At 68.1% G+C, this 25,946-nt stretch carries 16 protein-coding genes; 1 reads left to right on the top strand and 15 read right to left on the bottom strand.

The features are described from left to right. The first annotated feature begins 112 nt into the window (after positions 1–112). Entirely contained in the window at positions 113–610 is a 498-nt protein-coding gene (locus tag ON29_RS01485; RefSeq protein WP_040864254.1) for a peptidylprolyl isomerase, read from the top strand. A 68-nt stretch (positions 611–678) separates the two neighbouring features. Here the strand turns inward: ON29_RS01485 and ON29_RS01480 are convergent, their stop codons facing one another. The 15 genes from ON29_RS01480 to glf form a co-directional block, all read right to left on the bottom strand. Further along, positions 679–2,223, bottom strand: coding sequence for an acyl-CoA carboxylase subunit beta (locus ON29_RS01480; RefSeq protein ID WP_040864253.1), 1,545 nt, complete (start codon positions 2,221–2,223; stop codon positions 679–681). Beyond that, complete coding sequence (pks13, locus tag ON29_RS01475) at positions 2,220–7,505, bottom strand: polyketide synthase Pks13 (protein ID WP_040864252.1); 5,286 nt, start codon at positions 7,503–7,505, stop codon at positions 2,220–2,222. The genes ON29_RS01480 and pks13 overlap by 4 nt, the downstream gene beginning before the upstream one ends. A 110-nt stretch (positions 7,506–7,615) precedes the next feature. Beyond that, positions 7,616–9,538: a long-chain-fatty-acid--AMP ligase FadD32 gene (fadD32, locus tag ON29_RS01470; RefSeq protein WP_040864251.1), complete on the bottom strand. Its 1,923-nt coding sequence runs from the start codon at positions 9,536–9,538 to the stop codon at positions 7,616–7,618. Between the two features lie 189 nt (positions 9,539–9,727). Then, positions 9,728–10,771, bottom strand: a complete 1,044-nt coding sequence (locus ON29_RS01465) for an LLM class F420-dependent oxidoreductase (RefSeq protein ID WP_083863172.1) — start codon at positions 10,769–10,771, stop codon at positions 9,728–9,730. Between the two features lie 170 nt (positions 10,772–10,941). Continuing rightward, positions 10,942–11,877 (bottom strand): cutinase family protein, encoded by a 936-nt coding sequence (locus tag ON29_RS01460; RefSeq protein WP_051174780.1) that lies wholly within the window; start codon positions 11,875–11,877, stop codon positions 10,942–10,944. A 47-nt stretch (positions 11,878–11,924) separates the two neighbouring features. Next, positions 11,925–12,449 (bottom strand): DUF732 domain-containing protein, encoded by a 525-nt coding sequence (locus tag ON29_RS01455; RefSeq protein ID WP_040864249.1) that lies wholly within the window; start codon positions 12,447–12,449, stop codon positions 11,925–11,927. Positions 12,450–12,564: 115 nt separating this feature from the next. Continuing rightward, positions 12,565–14,364 carry an alpha/beta hydrolase-fold protein gene (locus ON29_RS01450; RefSeq protein ID WP_051174761.1) on the bottom strand — a complete coding sequence of 600 codons (1,800 nt, stop codon included), beginning with the start codon at positions 14,362–14,364 and terminating at the stop codon, positions 12,565–12,567. Positions 14,365–14,586: 222 nt separating this feature from the next. After that, positions 14,587–15,627, bottom strand: coding sequence for an alpha/beta hydrolase (locus ON29_RS01445; RefSeq protein WP_245548770.1), 1,041 nt, complete (start codon positions 15,625–15,627; stop codon positions 14,587–14,589). An 888-nt stretch (positions 15,628–16,515) separates the two neighbouring features. Next, complete coding sequence (locus ON29_RS01440; RefSeq protein ID WP_040864248.1) at positions 16,516–17,577, bottom strand: alpha/beta hydrolase; 1,062 nt, start codon at positions 17,575–17,577, stop codon at positions 16,516–16,518. A 303-nt stretch (positions 17,578–17,880) separates the two neighbouring features. Further along, on the bottom strand, positions 17,881–18,948 hold the full coding sequence (locus tag ON29_RS01435) for an alpha/beta hydrolase (RefSeq protein ID WP_051174760.1): 1,068 nt from the start codon (positions 18,946–18,948) through the stop codon (positions 17,881–17,883). 224 nt (positions 18,949–19,172) lie between these two features. Beyond that, a complete protein-coding gene (locus ON29_RS01430) occupies positions 19,173–21,104 on the bottom strand; it encodes an arabinofuranosyltransferase AftB family protein (RefSeq protein ID WP_083863170.1) in 1,932 nt (643 codons plus the stop codon). A 4-nt stretch (positions 21,105–21,108) separates the two neighbouring features. Continuing rightward, the gene (locus ON29_RS01425) at positions 21,109–22,035 is read right to left on the bottom strand and encodes a decaprenyl-phosphate phosphoribosyltransferase (protein WP_040864246.1); all 927 of its coding nucleotides are present in this window, start codon (positions 22,033–22,035) and stop codon (positions 21,109–21,111) included. A 1-nt stretch (position 22,036) separates the two neighbouring features. Next, positions 22,037–22,597: a phosphatase PAP2 family protein gene (locus tag ON29_RS01420; RefSeq protein WP_051174779.1), complete on the bottom strand. Its 561-nt coding sequence runs from the start codon at positions 22,595–22,597 to the stop codon at positions 22,037–22,039. Between the two features lie 74 nt (positions 22,598–22,671). Then, on the bottom strand, positions 22,672–24,606 hold the full coding sequence (locus ON29_RS01415) for a glycosyltransferase (RefSeq protein WP_040864245.1): 1,935 nt from the start codon (positions 24,604–24,606) through the stop codon (positions 22,672–22,674). 7 nt (positions 24,607–24,613) lie between these two features. Beyond that, a complete protein-coding gene (glf, locus tag ON29_RS01410; protein WP_040864244.1) occupies positions 24,614–25,840 on the bottom strand; it encodes a UDP-galactopyranose mutase in 1,227 nt (408 codons plus the stop codon). Positions 25,841–25,946: the final 106 nt, after the last annotated feature.

Below are 25,946 nucleotides of genomic sequence, written 5' to 3'. Positions count from 1 at the left end.
TGTTCGAAGCCGACTGCCAGAATGTTGTGCCGACGGGCCGGAGAAATGGCGCCCGGCGACCAATCGACCCCGTCCTGCTGACCGCTACCGACCACAATGGAAAGGTGGGCCTATGACCAAGGTGAATCTCTCGACGAACTACGGACCGATCGTCCTCGAACTGGACGACCAGAAAGCGCCGAACACGGTGCGCAATTTCGTGGACTACGTGAACGCGGGCCACTACAACGGCACGATCTTCCACCGCGTCATTCCCGGCTTCATGATCCAGGGCGGCGGCTTCGAGCCCGGCCTGCGTCAGAAGGGCACGCAAGCGCCCATCCAGAACGAGGCGAACAACGGTCTGAAGAACAACAAGTACACCGTCGCGATGGCCCGCACCAACGACCCGCACTCGGCCACCGCGCAGTTCTTCATCAACGTCTCCGACAACGACTTCCTCAACCACTCCGCGCCCACCGCGGCGGGCTGGGGCTACACCGTCTTCGGCGCGGTGACCGAAGGCACCGATGTGGTCGACAAGATCGCGGGCGTCGCCACGGCCTCGGCCGGCGGGCACCAGGACGTCCCGGTGAGCGACGTCGTCATCGAATCCGCCACCGTCAGCTGATCATTCGGCGCCCATGACGCGAATCGGGCCGCGCCCCAGCGGGGTGCGGCCCGATCGTGTTCCGCGGCCTACAGCGGCAGCAGGTGATGCTTGCGCGGGTTGCGGGCAATAGCCTTGTCCCGCAACAGCTGGAGCGCACGACGGATTTCCAGCCGGGTCGTCGCGGGCTCGATGACCGCGTCGACGTATCCGCGCTCGGCGGCCACCCACGGGGTCGCCACGGTGGCGTTGTAGAAGTCGATCATCTGCTGGCGGATCGCGGCGCGCTGGTCCTCGGGCGCGGCCTCGATCTGCTTGGCTCCGATCAGGCTGACCGCGCTCTCCGCGCCCATGACGGCGATCCGGGCGGTGGGCCAGGCCAGGTTCACATCGGCGCCCAGTTGCTTGGAGCCCATCACGGCGTAGCCGCCGCCGTAGGACTTGCGGATCACCACGGTGACCTTCGGCACCGACGCCTCCACGTAGGAGAACAGGAACCGTCCGCCACGCTTGATGACGCCGATCTTCTCCTGTTCCACACCGGGCAGGAACCCGGGCGTGTCGACGACGAACACCAGCGGGATCTCGAACGCGTCGCACAGCCGCACGAAATGCGCGGCCTTGTCCGAGGCGCGGGCGTCCAGCGCTCCCGCGTACACCATCGGCTGGTTGGCCACCACGCCGACGCTGCGCCCGTCCACCCGGGCGAATCCGGTGATGACGTTGCGGCCCGCCGACGCGCCGACCTCGTGGAAGGCGCCGTCGTCGAAGATGCGCAACAGGATCTCGTGCATGTCGTACCCGGAGTTGTCGGAGTCCGGGACGATCGAGTTCAGCTCCAGGTCGCTGTCGGTGGTCTCCGGCTCCAGGCCGGGATTCACGACCGGCGCCAGCTCCTGGCAGCTGGTCGGCAGGTAGCCCAGGTAATCGCGCACCCACTCGAACGCGGCCGCCTCGTCCTTGGCCACGTGGTGGATGTTGCCGTACTCCGCCTGGCTGCGCGCCCCGCCGAGTTCCTCGAGGCTGACGTCCTCGCCGGTGACCTCCCGGATCACCTTCGGGCCGGTGACGAACATGTACGCCTCTTCGGTCGCCACCACCACGTCGGTGTTGATCGGGGCGTAGACGGCGCCACCCGCGCACTTGCCGAGGATCATCGAGATCTGCGGAACCAGGCCGGACAGCGGCTCCTGGCGGCGGCCCAGCTCGGCGTACCACGCCAGCGAGGTCACCGCTTCCTGCACGCGGGCGCCGCCGGAGTCGTTGATACCGACCACCGGGCAGCCGACCTTGGCCGCGTACTCCAGGATCCCGGCGACCTTGCGGCCGAACATCTCGCCGACCGAACCGCCGTAGACGGTCTGGTCGTGCGAGAACACCGCCACAGGCCTGCCCTCGACCAAGCCGTGCCCGGTGACGACACCGTCGCCGTAGAGCGCGGCGGGATCGCCCGGTTTGCGTACCAGCGCGCCGATCTCCACGAAGGTTCCCGGATCGAGCAGCATGTTGATCCGGTCGCGGGCGCTGGGAATGCCTTTCTTCGCCCGCTTGGCGATCCCCGCTTCACCCGCGGGCTCCTGCGCCAAATCCAGGCGCTTGCGCAGGTCGGCGAGTTTTTCGGCAGTCGTGCTCACTTGGCCCCTTTCGCCTCGATCGCGGCGAGCTTCGCGGTCAGGTCGGCCCCGATCTTCCCGATCCGCGGTTCGTCGATGATCTGCAGGTGGTCGCCGGCGATGTGGACGACCTCCAAATTCGGGATGTACTCGTCCCAGCCGCCGTTCGGCACCCGGTCGGCGAAGCGTGGCTCGAGCTCGATCATCCCGTCGTGGTAGCGATCGGCGAGGTAGAGCACGACGTTGCCGTCGTAGTGCGTGGGTTGGGTCCGGGCGAGGTGACGGCTATCGATCCACGAGGTGCGCTGGTGTTCTAGCACGCCGCCGGGGATCTTCGCGCCGCTGATCTTGATCAGGTCGCTGATCATCTTGAACTGCTCTTCGTCCGACGCCGCCGCCAGCGTCTCCAGTTGTTCGCGGTCCAATTCACCGTCGACGCCATAGGTCTTCTTGGCGAACGCCTGGTAGCGCTCGATCCGCCGCACGCGCTCCTCGGGACTGTTGTCCTCGCCCTGAGTCGGAATGGCCAGATCGATCAAGCCGACCGTGCGCACGTCCGCGCCCTCGGCGCGGAGCAACTGCGCGGTCTGCATGGCCAGCACCGCGCCCAGCGACCAGCCGTACAGCACGAACGGCCCGTCGCCCTGGATCTTGCGCAGCTCGGGCAGGTACTGGCGCGCCCGCTCCTCGATCGAACCGTCGACCCGCTCGAGGCCGTACATCGGCGTCTCGGCGGGCAGCCGCTTCAACAAGGGCTCGTACACCAGTGTGTTGCCGCCCGAGGGGTGGAACACGAAGACGGGCACCGCGTTCGAGCCCTCCGCGCGCGGCCGCAGCGGACGGACGAAACCGTCCACATCCGCGCCGCTGTCCTGTAGGTCGCGGACGATGTCGGAGAGCTGCTCGATGGTCTCGCAGTCGAGTACGTCGTCGACGGTGACCTCGGCCTTGACCCGTTCGGTCAGGCGCGCGGCCAGTTTCTCCGCGGTGTCCTCGTCCAGGATCGGCAGGGTGTTGAAGATGCCTCCGGCCGATTTCCCGGTGACCACCGCCCAGGTGGCGAAGGTCAGGCGCTCGGCGGCGTCGCGCGGCGGAACGTCGTCCTCGTCGGCGGGTTGCTGCGCGCCGCCGAAGACGGCCGCGGGCGCGGCCGGTGCGACCGGTTGCGTGGCGGGAGTCGCGTCGGCTTCGGCAGCCTTTTCCTGGCTCGCGGGAGCGGGAGCGGCTGCCGCAGGGGCCGAATCCGCCTCGGTCGCAATGGTTTCAGGCGTACCGGCCACCGCGGCGACCGGGTCGGCGCCGGTGGCCAGGGCCGCACGGGCCGTGGCGATGAAATCGGCGTCTACAGCCATCTCGCCCGTGCCGCCCGCCGCCTTGTCGGCAGCCTGCTGGTCGGCCATCGCCTGCACCTCGTCGCGGTGCTCGATCGCGTACCGCAGCACCTTGCCGACCTCGTGCAGGCTCGCGTCCCGCACGGCCTGCACCTGCAGCTGCGGGATGTCGAACTCGTACTCGACCCGGTTCTTGATGCGCATCGCCATCAGCGAGTCCAAGCCGAGTTCCATCAGCGGGATCTCCATCGGAAGATCCTCGACCGCGTAACCCATGGACTCCGCGACGATCAGCGCGAGCCGCTCTTCGACGGTCTGCGTGCCGTTCGGATCCCACCGGTCACCGAAGGTCTCCACGACCTCGAGGTCGGCGTCGCTGCTCGTCTGCGCGGCGATCGCCGGGACCGGCTCGGCCGCGACGGGTTCCGGCAGCGGGGCGCCGGAGGTCACCACGGCGTCGAACACCAGGCGGAAGGCGTTGCCCTCCTTGGCGTGGACCTGCACCGAGGCGCCGCCGGGATGCGGGGTGAGCGTGGTGGTGAGCGTGCCCGCCGCCGGGATCGGCGCGTGCGGAATCGACGCGCCCAGCGAGACGTCGCTGAGCACCTGCGCCGACGCGGCGCGCACCAGTGCGGCGAGATCGGTCACCGAGGACGCCTGGACCTCCCAGACGTGCCTGCCGTCCGGCAGCGCGACGTGCGCGCCGGGCAACCGGCCGTTACCGCCCGTGGCCAGCCGGACATTCGGCCAGTACTCCTTGCGCACGAACGTGGTGCGCGGAATGTCGGCGTACTCACCCGGACCGAGCAGCGAGGACAGATCGACCTTGTGCCCGTGCACGTAGAGCTGGGCGAGCGCGGCGATCACGCCCGCGGACTCGTCCTCTTTGCGCTTGAGCGTGGGGATGAGCTGCGCATCGTGCACGCCCGCGGCGAAGGTGGTGCCCAGTACCTGCATCAACGCGACGGAATTCGGCGCCAGCTCCAGGAAGGTGGTGTGGCCCGCGTCCACCGCGAGCTTCACCGCGTTGGTGAAGTACACGCTGTGGCGCATGTTCTTGACCCAGTAGTCCTCGTCGTGGATCGGGTCGTTGCCCGCGCGGAAGAACTCTTCCTTGTGCACCGTCGAGTACAAGCCGGTCTTCAGCTTGGTCGGCTCGATGCCGGCCAGTTCCGCGGCCAGCTCGCCGAGCAGCGGGTCCATCTGCGAGGTGTGGCCCGCGCCGCGGGTCTGCAGCACCCGGGCGAACTTGCCCGCCGCCTCCACCTGGGCGACGATCGCCGCCACCTGATCCTGCGGGCCGCCGATCACCGTGTTGGTCGGCGCCGCGTACACCGCGACCTCGACGTCCGGGTAGTCCGGCAGCAGGCTCGCGACGTCCTCGGCGCTGTACTCGATGAGCGCCATGTTGCGCACGTCGTCGTCGCTGATCATCTGCTCGCCCTCGCCCATCAGGCGGGAACGGGCGCAGATCACGCGCACCGCGTCCTCGAGCGAGAGACCACCGGCGATGTACGCGCCCGCGACCTCGCCCATGGAATGTCCGACTACCGCGTCGGGTTCGGCGCCGTGCGCACGCAGCAGCGCGGCCAGGCCGATCTGGATGGTGAAGATGCCGACCTGCGAGGTGCCGACGTTGTAGTCCTGGCTGTCGTCCAGGAACAGCTCGCGCACCGAGTATCCGGCCTCGTCCTGCACCAACTCGTCGACCTCGTCGACGGCCCCGGCGAAGATCGAGTTCTCCAGGTAGAGCTGCTTGCCCATCTTGCGGTGCTGCGCGCCGAAACCGGCGAGCACCCACATCGGGCCCATGGCCGCGGGCGCGTCGGCGGTGAAGACGCCCGTACCCGGCTTGCCCGCCGCGATGGCGCGCAACCCGGCGACCGCCTCCTCGTGCGTCTTGGCCAGCACCACGCCGCGCGAACGCCAGTGGCTGCGCTTGGCCAGCGACCGCGCCACGTCGGCGAGCGGGGTCTTCGCGCCCGCCTCGGACTCCAGCCAGTCGGCCAGTTCGGCCGCGGCACGGCGGCGCCGCGAGGGCAGGTAGCCCGAAACCGGCAGGATCTGCGGCAGCGGTTCGGTGCGCTCGGCGGTCCATTCGGCAGGGGGCGCGGCGGCTTCGGCCGCCTCGGCCACGGCGACGAGGGCATCGGACGCCGCGAGCGTGTCGGTGGTCTCCTCCACCGCGTCCTCGTCCAACCGGGTCTCGAGTTCGGAGAACGGAGCCTGGGTGTCGGCCGCGGCGGCAGGTACGTATTCCTGGACGACGACGTGCGCGTTGGTGCCGCCGAAACCGAAGCCGGAGACGCCGATGGTCGCCGTGCCGCTGTAGCGCGGGAACTCGGTGGGCTCGTCGACGACCTTCAGGTGCGCCTGCTCCCACGGAATGTACGGGTTCGGACCGGCATAGCCGATGTTCGGCGGAATGACGTTGTGCTGCAACGACATGACCACCTTCGCCAGGCTCGCCGCACCGGCGCCCGACTCCAGGTGACCGAAGTTGGTCTTGGCCGAACCGAGCAGCGCGGGCCTGTCGGCGTCGCGGCCGCGGCCGACCACCCGGCCGAGCGCGTCCGCCTCGATCGGGTCGCCGAGCAGGGTGCCGGTGCCGTGCGCCTCGACGTAGTCGACCGAGGACGGCGCGATGCCCGCGTCGCGATAGGCGCGGCGCAGCACCTCGGCCTGAGCGTCGGGGTTCGGGGCGAGCAGGCCGTTGGACCGCCCGTCGTTGTTGACCGCCGAGCCCTTGATCACGGCGTAGATCGTGTCGCCGTCGCGCTCGGCGTCGGCGAGGCGCTTCAGCACCACCAGACCGCCGCCCTCGGAGCGGACCATGCCATCGGCGTCCTTGGAGAACGCCTTGATGTGCCCGTCCTTGGCGACACCGCCGTTGGCGTCGAAACCGAGCGTGGCCATCGGCGCGAGCAGCATGTTCACGCCACCGGCCAACGCCAGGTCGGCCTCGCCGCCGCGCAGCGCCTGCACCGCCTCGTGCACCGCGACCAGGGTCGAGGAGCAGGCGGTGTCGATGGACACCGACGGGCCACGGAAGTCGAAGAAGTAGGAGACCCGGTTCGGGATGATCGAGCTGACGCTGCCCATGATCGCGTACGCCTCGGCCGACACCGGCACGTTCGGATCGCGCTCGCTGCCCAGCCCGAGCGCCGCGAGCAGCATGAAGTCGTTGCCCGAGGAGCCGATGAACACGCCGACCGGCTCGCCCTTGAGATCACTGGCCGGAATCCGCGCGTGTTCCAGCGCCTCCCAGGTCAGTTCCATCGCCAGTCGCTGCTGCGGATCCACACGCTCGACCTCGACCGGCGACATGGCGAAGAACTCCGCGTCGAAGCCCTTGACGACGTCCTGGTCGAGGTAGCCGCCCCGGGTGTTCGCCTGCGCGATCGCCTCGGCCAGCTGCGGCTCGGCCAGGAACTCCGACCAGCGTCCCTCGGGCAGCTCCCGGATGCCGTCACCGCGGCCGATGAGGAAATCCCAGGTCGACTCCGGGGTGTCACCCGCGCCGGGCAGCCGGGTGGACAAACCGACGATCGCGATGTCGTGCGCCTCGCCGGGACGGTAGCCCGCGGTGTAGAAGGCGTCGTCCGCGGCTTCCTCCGGAGCTTCCGGCTCGCCGTTGACGATCCGCTCGGCCAGCGAGGCGATGGTCGGATGCTGGTACACGACCGTCGCGTTCAGCATCACGCCGGTCAGTTCCTCGATGTCCCCGCCGAGGGCGATGGCGTCACGCGAGGCGAGCCCGAACTCCTCCATCGGCCGGTCCACGGTGATCTGCTCGATCGCTTGCCCGGTCGCCTCGGAGACCCAGCGCCGCAGCCACTCACGCAGCTCCGCTACCGACATGTCGGTCTGCGCGCCACCCTTCGCGGATTCGGCCGGGGCCGCCGCGTCGGCGCCGGTCTCGACGGGCGTGGTGTCGGTCGTCTGGGTGGGCGTGCCCTCGTTGTCAGCCATCAATTCCTCAAGCTACCTGTGTCCGTACCGGGCGTACCGTGAATTGACGCCCGGCGCGTGGGAAGGTCGGCGCCGAGCGTCGATGGTCGGTCCGAGGCCGCCCCTGGCAATTACTCTTCCGGTGCATCGGGGAAAGCCTGCTGGGTGTAACCACCCCGCAGCGTTCCCTCCAGATAGGCCGCCCGGCACGCACGGCGGGCGATCTTGCCACTGGACGTGCGCGGGATCGACCCCGCGGGCACCAGCAGCACATCTCGAACGGTCACGCCGTGGCGCTGGGAGATCGCCGCGCGCACCGCGTCGGCGATGGGCAGCGGATCGGCCTTGCCCGCACCCGGACCACGCTCGCCGACGACCACCAGTTGCTCGGAGGCGTCGTCGGCGTCGAACGCCAGGCCGGAGTGGCTGCCCTGCTCGAACACCTCCGCCGGGAGCTGGTTGGCCGGCACCGAGAACGCCGCGACGAAGCCGGGCCGCAGCGCGGTGCTGGCTTCCTGCGCGGAGAACTCCAGGTCCTGCGGGTAGTGGTTGCGGCCGTCCACGATCACCAGGTCCTTCACCCGGCCGGTGATGTAGAGCTCGCCTTCGAAGTACACGCCGTAGTCGCCGGTGCGCATCCAGTTCGCATCCGGCTCGGTGCCCTCGGCGTGGCTGCCCTGCGGCAGACGCTCGGTGACCTTGTTCTGGAACGTCGCCGCGGTCTCGTCGGGACGACCCCAGTAACCGATGCCCATGTTGTTGCCGTGCAGCCAGATCTCGCCGACGTGCCCGTCGGGCACCTCACGACCGCCACCGGACTCCACGGACTCCACGGACTCCACATCGATGATCGTCGCCCACTGCGACAGCGCGACATAACCGCAGGACACCTGCGCGATCGCGTCCTCGTGGCCCGGGTCGACCTTCACCATGCGTCCCGCGTTGAGTTCCTTGCGGTCGACGTAGGTGACCTTGGCCTCGTCCTCGGCCTTGGTGGCGGAGACGAACAGCGTCGCCTCGGCCATGCCGTAGCAGGGCTTGATCGCCGTCTTCGGCAGGCCGTAGGGGGCGAACGCCTCGTTGAACTTCTTCATCGACGAGGTGGTCACCGGCTCGCTGCCGTTGATCAGGCCGATGACGTTCGACAGGTCCAGCGACTCGCCGTTCTTCGGCAGGCCACGCGCCGCGGCGTGCTCGAACGCGAAGTTCGGTGCCGCGGCGAAGGTTCCGGCGCCGTCGGAGATCGCCGCCAGTTCCTTGATCCAGCGGTAGGGACGGCGCACGAACGCGCTCGGCGACATGATGGTGATGTACTTGCCGCCCACCGCGGGCAGGATCACCGTCAGCAGACCCATGTCGTGGAACAGCGGCAGCCAGGTGACGCCGCGCGAGTTCCAGTCCAGGTTGATCGCGTCGACCATCTGCAGCAGGTTGGTGCCCACCGCGCGGTGGGTGATCTCCACACCAGCGGGCACCCGGGTGGAACCCGAGGTGTATTGCAGGTAGGCGATGTCGTCGATCGCGATGTCCGGGCGCACCCAGCTCTCGCCGACGCTGTCGGGGATCGCGTCCACCGCGATGATGCGCGGGCGCTGGGCTGCGGGCAGCGAGCGGAAGAACTGGCGGACCCCGGCAGCGGAGGAGCTCGCGGTCAGGATCGCCGAGGGCTCACAGTCGCCGAGCACGGCGTGCAGGCGATCGGTGTGACCGGGCTCGTCCGGGTCGAACAGCGGGACCGAGATGGTGCCCGCGTAGATCGCGGCGAAGAAGGAGATCACGTAGTCCAAGCCCTGCGGCGCGAGGATCGCGACCCGGTCGCCCGGGTTGGTCACCTGCTGCAGTCGAGCGGCCACCGCGCGCAGCCGGATACCGAACTCACGCCACGTCAGCTCCTGCGCCTCGCCGTCGCGCTCGCGCGAGTAGTCGATGTAGCGATACGCCAGGGTGTTCGCGTCGTTCCGGGTGTGCTTCTCGACGTGATCAACCAGGGTGTGATCCTCGGGAATACGGATGTTCCCGGTTTCGTCCAGGTAGTCGTCGAAAGTCTCTTCCATTCCTTCTTCTCCTCCGAGGCACACGCAGCAAGACGGCGAATCGCCGCTATTACCTGTGAGGCCCCGACTCGCTTTCGCCCGCGGGTGCTCCAAGTGCAGAGCCAGCCTGCAGATTTTGTGCGGTCTGCGCGGTGACCGCTTATCGGCTAGATGTACTCAAACCAGAGTCATGTTACAGAGAAGACCGGCTCACTCGTCCCGCAGCAGGGGAATAACGGGGGCGAACGCGTCCATCTGGGTGGGGAATACACCGACGTAGGACATCGAGGTGAGCTGCCGCACACGGCGGATCTGCTCGGCGATCTCCTCGAATGTGCCGATCGCCACGTAGGGCGAGTTCAGGATGTCCTCGACGGACAGCTGAACATCGACTTCCAGGTTCGGGTGCAGTCCCCGGTCCAACGCCGACAACGCCATCTCCGCGGTCTTCTCGCGATCGTCGGTGATCACGACCGCGGTGACGGCCCAGTTCAGTTCGATGTCGGCGAACCGGTCACCGGCGGCCTCCTTGATCAGATTCACCTTTTCCACGGCCTTCTCGATGGTGATGCCGGAGAGCAGGCCCTTGCCGTTCTTGGTGGTCACCGGAACGACGGAGATGATGTCGGCGTGCTTGGCGGCCAGGCGCAGCATCTTCGGACCGCCACCGCCGGTGCAGATCGGCGGGCGCGGGCCCTGCCGCGGCCTCGGGGTGCCTTTGATGCCCCGGACCTGGTAGTGCTTGCCCTCGAAGGTGCACTCCTGGCCGCGCAGCAGCACGTCGAGAATGGTCAGCGCCTCGTCCAGCTTCTCCAGCCGGACACCGGGCGATTCGTAGGCGATGCCCGCGTTGTCGAACTCCTCCTTGATCCAGCCCGCGCCGAGGCCGACCTCGAGTCGGCCCTTGGACAGCACGTCGATGGTCGCCAGGTCCTTGGCCAGCACGACGGGGTGGCGGAAACCGTTCGCCAGCACCGAGGTGCCGAGCCGGATCTTCTCGGTGGCCTGGGTCAGCGCGCCGAGCGCGGCGATCGGCCCGATCTGCTCACCGAGGTGATCGGGCACCACGAAGGTGTCGAAGCCGTATTCCTCGGCCTGCTGAGCGGTCTGCACGAACTTGCGCGCACCGCCCTCCTGCTTGTTTCCCTCGCCGGCCGCCGCGAAGCGGAACGGACGCAACGGAGTGCCCAGCGCGGACAACGCAGCATCCGCGTCACGGCTCGCCGTGGTGGCCGGTGCGGCGGCTTCTGTCATGAACTCATGCTCCTGGCTGTAAGGAAAATACGGGCGCGACGCCCGCCCGGGGTCTGCGCTGCGGTGGTGCCCGGCGTCGCGATCACCAGCGCACTTTACAGCGTGCTACCCAACTCGAGTTGCGCTTGTCACGCCAAGGGGGTGCGGGGTATCTCACGGGCTGTGAATTCTCACGAATGGGCCGGATGCGGCGCTGCCTCGATGAGGCCCGCCGCCCAGTTGGTGGTCCACTGCGTCGCGGTGGTGCCGTCGCCGTCGACGACGTAACTGTTGTAGAGGGTGTGCACCGGGTTGCCCGCCGCCCGGACCAGCGTGTTCACGCTGCCGAGGACGTTCCACGGACTCAGTGCCTCCCGTGGCGCATCGCAGATCAGATCCCCGGGCGCGCACATGGTGTAGGTGCGGTCGGCCAGCGCGCCGAAGCCCCCTTGACGCGGACCCGTCATCGTGATGCCGGGCACGTTCAACCCCTTCAACGCGACTTCGGCACCCACGCCGGGCACCGGTGTGCCGATCTGGATCGCCTGACCCGGGCCGCTCTCGCCGGTGCGGCGTCCGTCGGCGATCAACGTCACGCCGAGCACCAGATCGGCGGGCACCGGGCCGTCGCCCGCGCCGATCCGCGCGGCGACGTCACCCACGATCACCGCACCTTGGGAGAACCCGGCGAGCACGTAGGTGGTCAACGGGCACTCCTGATGCCGTGCGGCCATGGCGTCGACCATCCGCGCCGTGCCCTCGGACCGGCTGTTGTTGTAGGACTGCTGGCCGTCCGGCGGGATCGCGATCGGATTGGAGAACTGCGCGACGTAGGGAACGGTGTACACGTCCACCCGCTCGCTGGGGAACCGCTGGGCGATCGGACCGGAGACGTTGAGCATCAGCGACACCGGGTTCGCGGTGGGATTGTGCGGATCGTCGAAGCTGTTCGACTCCCAGGTGCCGGGCACCGAGATCATCTGCACGTCGGGACAGCTGGCCGGCTGCGAAGTCGGCCGCTCCGGCGGCTTCGGGCCGGGGCCGGGCGGGCGCAGACGCCCCGCCAGCAGATACCACAGCAGCAGGACCACCAGGACGATCAGCAGCACTACGCCGATCACGACCAGACATCCCGCCGGCCTGAACCGGCGGGAGGTCGAACGGGAACGCGAACTCACTGGCAGTACGTGGCGCGAGCGGTGGTGATGTAGATCTGCCCGGCCTTCTCCACCGGCATCTTGGCCGGGTCGAAGGACGGATCGGAACCTGCCATGGCGTTGACGAAGGTCATCAGATCCTGATCGGACGCACCGGCGGCGGTGCCCTGGCAGACGTACGCGCCGATGCTCAGCGCGATGTCCGGGGTGGACGGGGTGACACCCTGCTTGGCCAGCTCGTCCAGGAACCGCTTGTCCTTGTCGGTGAGCTTCGAGGTGTCCGCGGGCGGGACGGCTTCGGTCGGTACCGGCTGCGGACGCTCGGGGGCCACCGTCGTCGTGGACTGCTCCGGCGCGGGAGCGGGCTGACCGGTGTCGGCGGGCGTCGATGCGGCCGGCGACGTCGTCGTCGCCGTCGTGGTGCGGGCAGGCGTCGACGGAGTGCTCGTCGCGGTCGAATCATTGTCGCCGCACGCGGCGAGCAGGCCGGTCGCGGCGAGCGCCACGACTACGCCGAATACCTTTCCACGGGTCCGATGCATGAATTCTTGTCCTCGATCTGTCGCTGAGCGGGGGTCGGGTCGCCCACCAGGCTAGCTGGGTCGGCTTCGCCGCGCCTTCGGCCGGTGCCGTCGGGAGTCGGACGATCCGAGCGTCTCAGAGGCTGTGGACTTCCGGTTTGCCGTCGCGCACCGTGATGAAGCCGCCTTGGAAGTTCTGCTGCATGCCGTCCGAGATGGGGAACTCGTCGCCGGTGGGGTAGCCGAGTTTGCCGTTCTCGTAGCCGGTCTCGCGCCAGGCGTCCAGCACCGGGCCGTTGCGCACCGCCCAGGCGCCGGAGACGGGGCTCCAGTAGATGTTGCCGCCTTCGAATCGGCTGAACCGGCCCAGTTCCTTCAGCGCCTGTTCCTCGTCGACCGGGAAGCCGAGCGGACTGTTCTCGAAGCCGAGCTGGGCGTACTTGCCGAGGATCAGACCCTGGACACGATGCACGCCGGTGGCTCCGCTGTAGTAGAACGGGCCGTTCTCGAAGGCTTGCACGACGCCGTCGCGGCTCGGTGTCTTGATCTCCGGCGCGACCGGATAACCGGCGGGGCCGCGTTCGAACCCCTGCTTGCCCCATTCCTCCAGGATGGCGCCGCGGACCACCTGGGCGCCGGTCTGCGGCGTCCAGTACAGCGAGCCGTTCTGGAAGGACTGGTACTTGCCGCGACCATCGTCCAGCGCGCGCTCCTCGCCGGTCGGCAGGCCGAGCGGTCCGGTGGGTCCCCCTGCCGCCTGGTAACCCGCACCGAACAGACCACCGACCGGATACGCGCCGCTGCCCGGCGTGTGGAATACCCGGCCGCCCGCGAAGTCCTGAGCGGTGCCTCCCGCCACCGCGTACTCCCCGGTGAGGCATTGGCGCAGCCAGCCCGCCGCGGCGGCCACCGGGCCGATCGCACCGCCCGGCTGGCAGTCGGGCTTGCCCTGGTCGACGCCCAGCGCGGAGGCGGCCTGGGCCCAGGACTGGCGCATCTCGAAGTCCCAGTACGGCCAGGAGTGGGTGCCGGACGGGCGATAGTTCACCTGCGCCGGGATGGCCAGCTTGGACAGCTTGGTCACGAAGTTCTGCGAGGTGAGCCGCGCGAGGATCTCCAAACCCATGCCCGCGATATTCGTGCTCACCCCGGGTATGCCGAGGGCCTGGTCGAAGGGGCCGATCGCGCCGCTGCCGCTGGAGATGTAGAGGCTGACGCCCCGCAGCTTGTCGGCCAGCATGTACGGGTCGTGCGCCTCCCACTCCGGTCCGGTCTGCGGACCCCACATGGCGGCGGAGTCGAACCCGCCCGCGTCGCGCATCGCGAACTCGATGGCCTGGGGCATGCCCAGCGTCGTGGTGGTCAAGAAGCCGGAGTACGAGGCGGCGTGCCGCACGAAGCCGGGGTTGCGGGCGGCCAGGAGCATCGCGGCGGTGCCGCCCATCGACAGCCCTTCCATGCCCCGCACGCTCGTCGCCCGCCAATGGCTCTCCAGCAGCGGCGGAAGCTCCTTGGTCAGGAAGGTTTCCCACTTGTAGGTGCGGCCGTTGTCCGGCTCCAGCCAATCGGTGTAGAAGCTGGACTGCCCGCCGATGGGCAGCACGACGGTGACGTTCTTGTCGGCGAAGAAATCGACCGCTCCCGCCTCCTTCGTCCAACCGTTCTCGTCGTCGGTCGCGCGCAGGCCGTCGAGCAGGTACAGGACGGGGAACCGGGCCTCCGGGCGGGCGTTCCAGTCCCTGGCCAGCAGCAACTGCACCTGGATCGGCGCACCCATGGACGGCGAGGTCACCCACAGCGCGACGCGACGGTCGCTGAGCCACTGGACCTTCTCCAGCACGGGCGCGGCCACGGCCACCGTGGGTTCCGCAGCCGCGGGTGCCTCCACGGACGTGCCCGCGGCTAGGGGGACCACCAGTGCGGTGGCGAGCAGCATCAGCCGCTCGCGTGCCGAACGAGCGACGAGACGCCCGCGTATGCCACAGCTACCGCGCGTAATCCCTGCCACAGAAGCTTTGTACTCCCGTTATAGCGACGTTTACGGGAGACACGCGCTGCCTAGCAAACTATGTTCGCTGCCCCGCGATCAGCACTGGCCCCGAACGCAATTCAGGCCGCACCGAAACGGTGCGGCCTGACTGCGAGAAGGTGGATCAGATCACCAGGCGCCGGTGGCGTCCAGGATCATGTTGCGGGAGGCGAACAGCTGGCCCTCCCAGTACTTCCAGGAGTGGGTGCCCGCGGCCGGGAAGTCGAACCGGGCCGGGATACCCAGCGAGCTCAGGCGAGCCTGGAACGCGCGGGTGTTGACCAGCGAGAGGGCTTCCAGAGCCATCGCGTTACCGGTGTTGAACACGCCGACCGCCGAGTTCGGCTGGTCGAACTGACCCGGCAGACCGCTGGCGGCCGAGATGTACATCGGCAGGCCCTTCAGCTGCGGCGCGAACACGAACGGGTCCATCCGCAGCCACTGCGGGCTCCACGGCGCGGCCATCGAGTCGACGTTGAAGCGGCCCGCGTCCAGCATCGCGACGCGGATCGCCTCGCGCATGCCCGGCGCGGAGATGTTCAGGTAGCCCGAGTAGGAGGCGGCGAACTTGAACTGGTCGCGGTGGTAGGCCGCGAGAGCCAGCGCAGCGCTACCGCCCATGGACAGGCCGACGACCGCGTTGTTGGTGCGCGAGACGCCGTAGCCCTCCAGGAAGGCCGGGAGCTCCTTGGTGAGGAAGGTCTCCCACTTGTAGGTGGTCTTCTGGCCGTTGAGGTTCGACGGCGCGTACCAGTCCGTGTAGAAGCTGGACTGGCCGCCGACCGGCATCACCAGGGTGATGTTGTCGTTGCCGAACTGCTGCAGCGCGTTGGTCTCGAACGACCACGCGTTGCGGTCGTCGCGGGCACGCAGGCCGTCCAGCAGGTAGAGCGCCGCGTTACCGCCGCGCGCGGCCCACTGGACCTGGACCTTGATCGGGCCCATGCTGGACGGGACCATCAGGTCCTCGAAGCCACCCGCGGGCGCTCGCAACACCGGCGCGTGCGCCGACGGCGCCGCGGTGGCGAGCGTCGGGGTCGCCAGGCCCGCGGCGATCGGTAGCGCCAATGCGGCGGCACCGACAGCCAGAATTCGATTACGCCAACCGCGAGGCGCGCCTCGTCGTCCCGACTCTGTTCTCTTCGGCGCGGCCGCCCTGCCGAAACGCATGAATCCTGCTCTCTTTCTGCTGTTGTGGTGCCACCTCGCCACCCGAAGGGCGAAGCGGCACCCGTGTTGCCAACGAGACGCGCGTCACGGACATGGTCCCGACAATCCGATCCCCGTGACGGCGCTACAACGATCTGGTCACACTTGCGCTCGCTGGACGATATTCGACGGTCCTGGCTTTAGCAAGATCCGAGGTCTTTCCACTGGCCGAAATCCGTCCGTTTGCGCAAGGTAATGATGCGGTGACCTTATCGCGTTCTCGCGGTGATGTCGTCTTGGATCGCAAGATATTCGCGCTCCTGGCGGGAACTGTCACCGACCCGAGATCTTCGCGATCCCGGCGGCCGGCTCGCCCCCGAACCGGCGCACCGCGCATCCCGGTCGACGACGCGAAGACCCGGCAGGACCGTTGACCGAGATGTGATCGGCCCCGAGATCTGCCGTGATAGCCGCGAGAATGATCGCGAGCAAACAGTTCCAGCTCTGGAGATCCTACAACAGCGATTTCTCAGCAAACGAAACTAGGGCAGTTGCGCCCTCCCCACCCGCCCCTGAAACCCCCCTACTCTGCCCAACCCCCTACCCCCGACTTCGGCTGCCCAGACCCCCCATACCCCCTAGGGCTCACCCCTACGGCACCCCACTCACCGAGAAGCAACACGACTGCACAAACGCGAACAAATGTTCCCGAACTACGGGTGCATCACAAGCGCGAGATCCCCACTCACTCGACCTCCCCGGGCTGCGAGTCATACGAGCGCCGTTGGCGGCCCGGCTCGCGCCGGAGCGGACGAAGCGCATGCGCCGCAGGGGCGAGTCTCGTCCGCTCTGGCGCGAGCCGAAAAGGGGGCCGCGAACATCCAGCGCCGCAGGCGCTGGAAATCCAACTCACCCGATGTTCGCCGACATATCCGGAATCATTCGCATGGCCTCGTCGGACCAGTTGTTCCAGGCATGAATACCGAACGGCGGGAAGGAGTACACGGCGTTGCCGCCACCGAGCGTCGCCATCCGGATCTGGAACGCGCGGGTGTTCGCCAGTGCCAGGCTCTCCAGACCCATGCCGTTGAGGGTGCTGAAGCTGGGCGGGTCGGTGGCCGAGGGCAGGCCACTGGCCGCGGCGATCCACAGGCGGGTGCCGTTGCGGACCAGGTTGGGGGCGAACACGAACGGGTCCATCCGCAGCCACTGCGGACTCCACGGCGGGGCCATCGAGTCGACGTTGTAGCCGCCCGCGTCCAGCATGGCGGCGCGGATCGCTTCGCGCATGCCCGGCGCCGAGTTGTTCAGGTACCCGGAGAACGAGCCGGCGAAGCTGAACTGGTCCGGGTGGTAGGCGGCCATGGTCAGCGCCGCGCTGCCGCCCATCGACAACCCGAAGGCGCCGTTGCGATTCGGGTTGAACCCGAGCCGGTCGCGCAGCGCCCAGCGCAGGTTGTTGGTCAGGAAGGTCTCCCACTGGTAGCGGTAGCTCTTGCCCGGCCCGCCGGCGAACCCGTCCAGCCCGCCGGAACCGGTGCTCGAGCCGCTACCCGCCGGGATGCCCAGGAACTCGCTCGGCGCGATCCAGTCGGCGTAGAAGCTCGACATGCCGCCGACCGGCATGACCACGTTGATGTTCTGGCTCGCCAGGACTTGGGGGATGTTCGTCTCGATTTCCCAGCCGTTCAGCGATTCCGGCGCCCGCATGCCGTCGAGCACGTAGACGACGCGATTGGTGTTGCCGTCCGCCGCCCGTAGGATCCGGGTCTTGATCGGGCCCATGCCGGAATCGACCCAGAAGTCGAAGGCCGCGGGGTCGAAGGCCGCCGATGCCGTGGCGCCGGTGCCCGCGATGGTTGTGCCGAGCGGCAACAGCAGCGCTACGGCGACGCCGAGGGCGGACCGTCGCAACCACGAACCGGATGTTCGAGACCCCTCGGGCCCGCGCTTCCCGCGCGCACTACGCATCACATTCGACCTTTCCCTCGAGCGGCCTCGTCTAGCAAACTTCCAGCGATCAATACCGAGCCTTCATCGGCCACCGGGTCGCAACGTCCACCGAGAAATGGACGAATCGAACTCGGTGCATGTCGTTGGAGTATCAATCGGGAACGAATGCCTTCATGTTGCTGGATGGTGATCCAGACCACAACTACCGAAGCCCGTTTTCTTCGTATTCGTTGCCGAATTACCCCCGGACGATCCGGTAAACGACGAAAAGACCGCTCCGTGCCGTTGGCGCGGAGCGGTCTTTTCGTCGGGATTGCCGAGCTACCCGATGTTGGCGGACAGGTCGGGGATCATCCGGTAGACCTCGTCGGCCCAGTAGTTCCAGTTGTGCACACCGACGGCCGGGAAGTCGTAGGTGACGTTGTTCGCGCCCAGGGTGAGCATGCGGACCTGGAACGCGCGGGTGTTGGCCAAGGCCAGCGCTTCCAGCCCCATCGCGTTGACGGTGTTGAAGCTCAAACCGTCGGCCCCACTCGGCAGACCGCTACCGGCGGAGACCCACAGGCGGGTGTTGTTCGCCTTCAGGCGCGGCGCGAACACGAACGGGTCCATCCGCAGCCACTGCGGGCCCCACGGCGGTGCCATCGCGTCGATGTTGTAGCCGCCCGCGTCCAGCATCGCCACGCGCAGCGCCTCACGCATGCCCGGCGCGGAGATGTTCAGATAGCCGGAGTACGAACCGGCGTAACGGAACTGGTCGGGGTGGTAGGCCGCCAGAGTGAGCGCGGCGCTGCCGCCCATGGACAGGCCGAACACGCCGTTGCCGTTCGGGTTGAAGCCGAGCCGGTCGCGCAGCGCCCAGCGCAGGTTGTTGGTGAGGAAGGTTTCCCACTTGTAGGTGCTGGTCTTGCCCGGTCCGCCCGCGGAACCGGTCAGCAGGCCGGAGCCGGAGTTCGCCGAACCGGTGGACGACGACCCCGCGCTGCCCAGGCCGAAGAAATCGCTCGGACCGTTCCAGTCCGCGTAGAAGCTGGACGGTCCGCCGACCGGCATGACCACGTTGATGTTCCACTTGGTCAGCTCGCGAACGACCTCGGTATCGATCTCCCAGCCGCTCAGGTCGGTGCGCGCCCGCATACCGTCCAGCGCGTAGACCACGCGCCCGGTGTTGCCGTCGGCGGCGCGGAAGACGCGCGACTTGATCGGCCCCATCTCCGAATCGACCCAGAAGTCGAAACCGTCCGGGTTGAACGCGGCGGACGCCGGGGCGGCAGGGCCTGCCACCGACACCCCGAGCGGTAGCAGAACCGCCAATGACACCAGCACGGACCGCTTGAGCCAGGACCCTGCTCTTCGAGTATTAAGACGACGCCCGATCACGCCTCGCATCAGTTTGAACCTTTCGTTTCACAGCGACAGCGGCAAGCCGTCCACACGGTAACCCGCCGATGCCCTCAACCGATGGACGCCACGGCCGGGCATACGGTCGTAGCGTATATCGGTATCGACACGGTGGCGTTACCAAAAAGAGATAAAGCGGCGTACGCCACTTTATCGGACTCGCACAAGGCCCTGGTCGGCGTGCATGACCGAGCCCGGTGCGTGCCACGGATTCAGCGCGGCGCGACCGGTTGCGGGAACGGATCGGCCAGTCCGCACCGCTGGATCTCGTACTTCGGCACTCGATCGATGCGGTACTTCGCGAAACGCAGCGAGTTACGCAGGTTGTGCCGGAACCGCTCGAAGGTGAGCGGGTCGCGCGAGGAGATCAGCAGTGCCTGGGTGTCCGGGCAGGACATCGCGGTCCGTGCCTGGGTCACCCACTTCTCGTCCAGATACCAGGGCATCCACGGTTTCCTGTCCACCATGCCCGCGTCCACGATGACCCAGTCCGGGTACAGGCTCTTGTCGTGCCCGATCCGGCCGTCGGTGAGGCGGTCGGTGTGCGCCGCCAGCGGGTAGGCCAGGCCCATCGGATCGATCACACGCACGTCCAAGGGGACGTTCATGCTGGTCATCCCGAGGTTCAGGAAGTAGACCGTGTGCCCGGCGCCGCCGTCCGGAATGGGCTGCGGCGGCGGAGCGACATACCAGAACATGAACGAGGGCGAGTTCAGCAGCAGGCCGCCGTTCGGGGTCGCGGTGATGTCGTCGACCATGGCGCGGATACGCGGATAGTCCAGGTAGTCCTCGGCCAGTATCGGGTGGTCGTGCCCGGTGTTGAGCACGTAGTAGACGCGCTCGTCGACGATGCCGGTGGAGGTGATCTTGGTGCCGGTCTTGATCGCGGTGGTGTTGGCGGCGAACAGCGCCCAGCCCGCGACGCCGACGAATGCCACGGCGATCACCGCGAAGGACCAATCGGCGGCGGTCGCCGCGCGCACCCCGCCCCGGGGCGCGCGGATCGGGATGACCGCGACCGGGAGCAGCAACAGGAACAGCTGCGGCAGCAGCATCCGGCCGTGCATGAAGTCGCCGCCGACTCGCAGCGCGTACAGGGTCAGCAGGAAACCGCTGACGAGGACCGCGGTGACCACCGCTCCCGGGGAGCGCAGCCACTGCCGGACCCGCTGGATCGACCAACCGCCCGCGTCCGCCGAACCGGCGTCGGCGGTCCGTGTGCGCGCGGCGAGCACACCGGCGAGCAGCAGCACCAGCAGCGGCGCCCACAGGAAGTACGGACCGACGAGGTCCCAGAGGTAGGTGAAGCCCTGCCCCCACTTGGCTCCGCCCGCGTCCTTGGCGACGGCGGTGTTGGGGTAGGGCAGACCGTAGTAGCCCATCCGCCAGATCTGGTAACCCAGCGGAACCAGCCCGGCCACCGCGACGATCACCGCGCGCAACACGATCGGCCGCAGCTTGCTCTCCGGCATGGGGGCGAAGAAGATCATCAACAGCGCCAGCGCGCCGACCAGGGTCATCTCGGGACGGATCAGCGGGGCGAGCCCGGCGAGGAAGACCAGTCCGAGCAGGCCGGGCAGACGCACCGACTTCGCCTGGCTCCAGCGCATCAGCTGCCACCACAGCAGGCCGATCCAGCAGATCACCAAGCCGCTTTCCAGGCCGGAGGTGACGTAGTCGCGGGCCGGGGGCAGTGCGATGTAGACCAGTACGCCCGCGGGCAGCAGCAGCCCGGTGCCCGCGCCACCCCACAGCCGCGCCGATCCGAGCATGGCGAACACGACCGCGGCCAGCGACACCGTGAGCGCGACACCGAGCACCACGTACTCGAGCCGCGCCTGGGTCAGCCAGCTGAAGAACCAGACCAGGTAGGTCCACGCGGTGCTGGTGTTGGTTTCGACGCGTTCGCCCTCGTTGAAGACGGGGCCGTTGCCTGCCAGCAGGTTGCGGACGGTGCGCAGCACGATGAGGCCGTCGTCGGCGATCCACCGTCGCTGCCAGCCTCCGACCGCGAAAAGAACAACGGTGAGCGCGATCCCACCGACGAACGTGGCTTCGGATAGGCGCGTGAACCGCGACGCGGAGCGGGTCTGCTCATCGGCTTGCCGCTCCGCCGCGTGTTCCGTTCGCTCCGCTACCAGCATCTCGTCAGGTGAGATAGACAGCGACACCTACCGCTCCGATCCAGGCGATTGCGAGGAACTGCAGGATGCGGTCCCCCAGCGCGATCTCTTCCGGCTCCCCGGCCTCGCCACCATCGACGTCGACCGCGTAACGCAGGATTGCGATGGTAAACGGGATCATCGAGATCGCGAACCAGTTGGTGTCTTTGATGCCGTCCTGCTGGAACGCCCACAGTCCGTAGAACACCACGACCGCCGTCGCGGCCAGCGTCCAGATGAAGCGCAGGTAGGTGGGCGTGTAGTACTCCAGCGACTTGCGGATCTTGGCGCCGGTGCCCAGCGCGATCTGCAGTTCCGCGTAGCGCTTGCCCGCGGCCATGAACAGCGAGCCGAAGGCCATGATCAACAGGAACCACTGCGACAGTGCGATGTCGGCCGCCGCGCCACCGGCCACCGCGCGCAGCAGGAACCCGGACGAAACGATGCAGATGTCCAGCACGGCCTGATGCTTGAGGCCGAAGCAGTAGGCCAGCTGGATGCCGATGTAGACCGCCATCACCACGGCCAGATTCCAGGAGGCGAGGAACGATCCCGCGATCGACCCGGCCAGCAGCATGGCCGACAGCAGATAGGCCAGGTTCACCGGGACGATGCCCGCGGCGATCGGCCGGAACCGCTTGGTCGGGTGCGCCCGGTCTGCCTCCACGTCCAGCGCGTCGTTCACCAGGTAGATGCCCGAGGCCGCCATGCAGAACACCACGAACGCGATGCCGACATGCGCGAGCACGTCCACATCGGTGGCCGTCCCCGCGGCCAGCGGTGCGGCGAGCACCAGGACGTTCTTGACCCACTGCCGCGGACGGACTGCCTTGAACAGACCGCCGGCCAGCGTCTTGGGCGGGCCCTTGACCACCGCCTCGGCGAGGTCGGCGCCGGTCGGCTCTTCACTCATGTCAACCAAGGCTCTTTCTTGTGCGGTCACTGTCGAGTCTCTTTTCGGCGGCGAGCAGGGCGGCGGCGGACGCGGCGCCGAGCGCGGAACCGGCGAGCACGTCGGAGGGGTAGTGCACCCCGAGGACCACCCGGGAAAGCAGCATCGGGGGGACGAGCACCGCAGGCAAGGGTAGCCCGGTCAATCTGCCGAGCAACACGGCCGCCGCCGTCGTGGAGGTCGCGTGCGAGGACGGGAAGCTCAACTTGCTCGGCGTCCCCACGTTGACCTGCACCGACGGATCGTTCGGGCGCGGTCGGCGGACAACGCGCTTGATGACGATCGAGGCCGCGTGCGCGCCGACCGCGCCGACCGCGACCCCAGCCCACTGTCTGCGCCGCGGTTTGTCGACCAGCCATCCCGCGGCGGCGATGCCGACCCAGCCGAGCGCGTGCTCGCCGAAGTGCGACATGCTGCGGGCCGCGGACACCACGGCCGGCTTGCTGCCGAGGGTGGCCTGCACGGCATTGATGATCGCGACTTCCGGCGGCGCCTGCTCGGCCCTGGCCGGTCGCGCGGACACCGGGCCGCCGTGCCTGTTGGCGCTGTGCAACGGCGGCTGCACGGCCGCGTCGTCGGCGGCGCTCGCTCCGAGACTCACTGCTGTCCGTCCTTCGTGTCGATCCCGAAGACCTTCTCCCAGGCCGCGGTGCTGGTCAGCTGCGGGTGGGCGGCGCGGTAACGCTGCTGCATCTCCGGGAAGCGGGCGGCCAGCTCCTTGCGCAGGCGCAGGGCCTCCTTGAACAGGCCGAGCGCCTGGCGCGGATCGCGCTTGCGGTAGACGACGCCGCGGCCGTCGGCCGTGGTGACGGTGACGCCGTCGACCTGCGAGAGCAGGAACCAGCGCGCGTCCAGCGTCGGCACGTTCAGCTGCGGGGTCTCGTGGTGTTCGGAGTGCGCGGGACGGAAGTTGTGCACCAGGCCCTTGGCCAGGCGGACCACCTTGGCGATCGGGTTGGCCGGCTCGCCCACCGCCCCTACACCGATGTGGCTGGCCAGCGGCAGTTCGGTGGACGAGGGCAGGATCACCGCGTCCGGGTACTGCTTGCGCAGCTCGTGCACCGCGCCCAGCGCACTGGGCAGCAGCTGGAACAGCCGCTCGGGGCCTGCCAGGAAGTCGCGGATGGCGAGGTTCTGGATCGCGACCGTCGAGTACTCCAGGCAGAGCAGGTGTTTCAGAGTGGCCTTGATCGTATCGACGACCATGGCCCGCCCGTTGCCCGGCAGGTGCAGCGAGGCGACCACCAGACGATTGCGCAGGTGGAAGTACGCCTGCCAGTCGATGGCGTCGTCCTTGTCGCTCCAGGCCATATGCCACACCGCCGCGCCGGGCAGGGTGACGGTGGGGTGGCCCGCGACGCGGGCGCGCAGCCCGTATTCGACGTCGTCCCACTTGAGGAACAGCGGAAGCGGCTGACCGATCTTCTCGGCGACTTCGCGCGGGATGACGCAGGTCCACCAGCCGTTGAAGTCGACGTCGATGCGCCGGTGCAGCAGCTTCGAATTGTCCCGGTCCTTGAGCGGATACTTCGAGAAATCGTGGTCGTACTCGACGTTCGGCGCCGCGGTCCACATGAAGATGCCGCGGTCGACCACCTCGCCCATCGTGTGCAGGTGTGAGCGCTCCTGCAGGTTGAGCATCTGGCCGCCGACCAGCATGGGTGACTTGGCGAAGCGGGCGAAGGCCAGCGCGCGCAGGATCGAGTCCGGCTCGATCTCGATGTCGTCGTCCATGTAGACGATGTACTCGGCGTCGGTGGTCTTCAGCGCCTCGTACATGACCCGGCTGTATCCGCCGGAGCCGCCGAGGTTGGGCTGGTCGTGAATGGACAGGCGATTCCCGAGCGCCGCCGCGGATTCCGCGAAACCGGGCTCGTCGACGACCTTCCTGGTGCCCTGGTCCGGGATGATGACGGCCGCGATCTTCTCCAGCACCAGCGGATCCGAGCCGAGGGCGGCGAGGGTCTTCACCGCGTCGGTGGGCCGGTTGAAGGTGGGCATGCCGACCGCGATGCTGCCCTCGCCGGGCGCCTCGATCGGCGCGTACCAGCCGCCGGACAGCAGCGTGACCGCCGTGTCGGTGGTGATGTCGAACCAGATCCAGCCGCCGTCCTCGAACGGGGCCAGATCGGTCTCGAACTCGACGACCACCGAGTCGGCGCCGGTCGCCACCGCGAACTCACTGCCCTGCACGTGGATTCGGGAGCCGTCGGCCTTGGAGCGGTACACGTCCACCCGGCCGTGCCCGGCCAGTTCCAGCCGCAGCACCACCGACGACAGGATGCTCCAGCGCCGCCAGTAGCTCGCGGGCAGCGCGTTGAAGTAGGTGCAGAACGAGACCTCGGACTCCGCGCCGATCGACAGCGACGTGCGGGTGGTCGCGTGCGCGCGCCTGGCGTTGGTCTGCGACTCCTCGACATAGAGCGTGCGCACGTCCAGCGGCTCACCCGGCCGGGGCAGGATGATGCGTTGCAGCAGCGACTTCGCGCGGGTCTCGGTGGTCATGTCTTCCAAAATGGATTGGGAGGTCATCGGTCTCCTAAGCCTCCTGGTCGACCAGCGGCGCACCGTCCGCCAGGTGCGGGTGCAGCACGTTGTCGAACATGCTCAGCGCGCTGCCGATCGCCATGTGCATATCCAGGTACTGGTAGGTGCCGAGGCGGCCGCCGAAGACGACCTTCGCGGCGGCGGTCTCCTGCTTGGCCAGCTCCCGGTAGGCCAGCAGTTTCGACCGGTCCTCCGGGGTGTTGATCGGGTAGTACGGCTCGTCACCGGTCTGCGCGAACCGGGAGTACTCCCGCATGATCACCGTCTTGTCGCCGGGGTATTCGCGCTCGGGGTGGAAGTGGCGCGGTTCGATGATGCGGGTGTAGGGCACGTCCGCGTCGTTGTAGTTCATCACCGAAGTGCCCTGGAAGTCACCGACCGGCAGCACCTCGGTCTCGAAATCGATGGTGCGCCAGCCTAGTTCGCCTTCGCTGTAGTCGAAGTAGCGGTCCAGCGGGCCGGTGTAGACGACCGGCGCGTCCGGGTTCTCGGCGCGCAACTGCTCGCGCACCTCGAACCAGTCGGTGTTCAGCCGCACCTCGATCAACTCGGAGGCGGCCATGTTCTCCAGCCACTTCGTGTAGCCCTCGCGGGGCAGGCCCTCGTAGGTGTCGTTGAAGTAGCGGTTGTCGAAGGTGTAGCGAACCGGGAGCCGGGTGATGTTGCCCGCGGGCAGCTCCTTCGGGTCGGTCTGCCACTGCTTGGCGGTGTAGTCGCGCACGAACGCCTCGTAGAGCGGTCGGCCGATCAGCGAGATGGCCTTCTCCTCGAGGTTCTGCGCGTCCTTGGTCTCGATCTCCGAGGCTTGCTCGGCGATCAGCTTGCGCGCCTCCTCCGGCGAGAAGTAGCGACCGAAGAACTGGGAGACCAGACCGAGGCCCATCGGGAACTGGTAGGCCTGCCCCTTGTGCATCGCGAAGACGCGGTGCTGGTAGCCGGTGAACTCGGTGAACTGGGTGACGTAGTCCCACACCCGCTTGTTCGACGTGTGGAACAGATGCGCGCCGTACTTGTGGATCTCGATCCCGGTTTCCGGATCCGGCTCGGAGTACGCGTTACCACCGAGGTGGTGTCGCCGTTCGATCACCAGAACCCGTTTACCCAGCACGGTGGCGGCGCGTTCGGCAACGGTCAGCCCGAAGAATCCGGAGCCGACGACGATCAGATCGAACTGTGAGGCGGAATGGACGGAGTTACCCGGGGACGATGCGACGGTCACGGGAGCCCAGAGTATCGGAAGTCCCGGCCGCGTCCGGGCGGAGTAGGAAGTGCGCTGAGCGGCACCGTTCGCGGCACCCGATTTCACGCCCCCGACCTCCCGATTT

Origin of the sequence: Nocardia exalbida NBRC 100660 (assembly GCF_000308575.1) — a bacterium.
Taxonomy (GTDB): domain Bacteria; phylum Actinomycetota; class Actinomycetes; order Mycobacteriales; family Mycobacteriaceae; genus Nocardia; species Nocardia exalbida.
Note: the sequence above shows the minus strand (reverse complement) of the source record. Positions and strands in the feature narration are given on the sequence as shown.

What these genes read in the sequence shown, in the direction of transcription:
- ON29_RS01485 (WP_040864254.1), top strand. Translation starts at nt 113, where the DNA reads ATGACCAAGGTGAATCTCTCGACGAACTACGGACCGATCGTCCTCGAA.
- pks13 (WP_040864252.1), bottom strand. Translation starts at nt 7,505, where the DNA reads ATGGCTGACAACGAGGGCACGCCCACCCAGACGACCGACACCACGCCC.
- fadD32 (WP_040864251.1), bottom strand. Translation starts at nt 9,538, where the DNA reads ATGGAAGAGACTTTCGACGACTACCTGGACGAAACCGGGAACATCCGT.
- ON29_RS01465 (WP_083863172.1), bottom strand. Translation starts at nt 10,771, where the DNA reads ATGACAGAAGCCGCCGCACCGGCCACCACGGCGAGCCGTGACGCGGAT.
- ON29_RS01455 (WP_040864249.1), bottom strand. Translation starts at nt 12,449, where the DNA reads ATGCATCGGACCCGTGGAAAGGTATTCGGCGTAGTCGTGGCGCTCGCC.
- ON29_RS01450 (WP_051174761.1), bottom strand. Translation starts at nt 14,364, where the DNA reads ATGCTGCTCGCCACCGCACTGGTGGTCCCCCTAGCCGCGGGCACGTCC.
- ON29_RS01445 (WP_245548770.1), bottom strand. Translation starts at nt 15,627, where the DNA reads ATGCGTTTCGGCAGGGCGGCCGCGCCGAAGAGAACAGAGTCGGGACGA.
- ON29_RS01440 (WP_040864248.1), bottom strand. Translation starts at nt 17,577, where the DNA reads ATGCGTAGTGCGCGCGGGAAGCGCGGGCCCGAGGGGTCTCGAACATCC.
- ON29_RS01435 (WP_051174760.1), bottom strand. Translation starts at nt 18,948, where the DNA reads ATGCGAGGCGTGATCGGGCGTCGTCTTAATACTCGAAGAGCAGGGTCC.
- ON29_RS01430 (WP_083863170.1), bottom strand. Translation starts at nt 21,104, where the DNA reads ATGCTGGTAGCGGAGCGAACGGAACACGCGGCGGAGCGGCAAGCCGAT.
- ON29_RS01425 (WP_040864246.1), bottom strand. Translation starts at nt 22,035, where the DNA reads ATGAGTGAAGAGCCGACCGGCGCCGACCTCGCCGAGGCGGTGGTCAAG.
- ON29_RS01415 (WP_040864245.1), bottom strand. Translation starts at nt 24,606, where the DNA reads ATGACCTCCCAATCCATTTTGGAAGACATGACCACCGAGACCCGCGCG.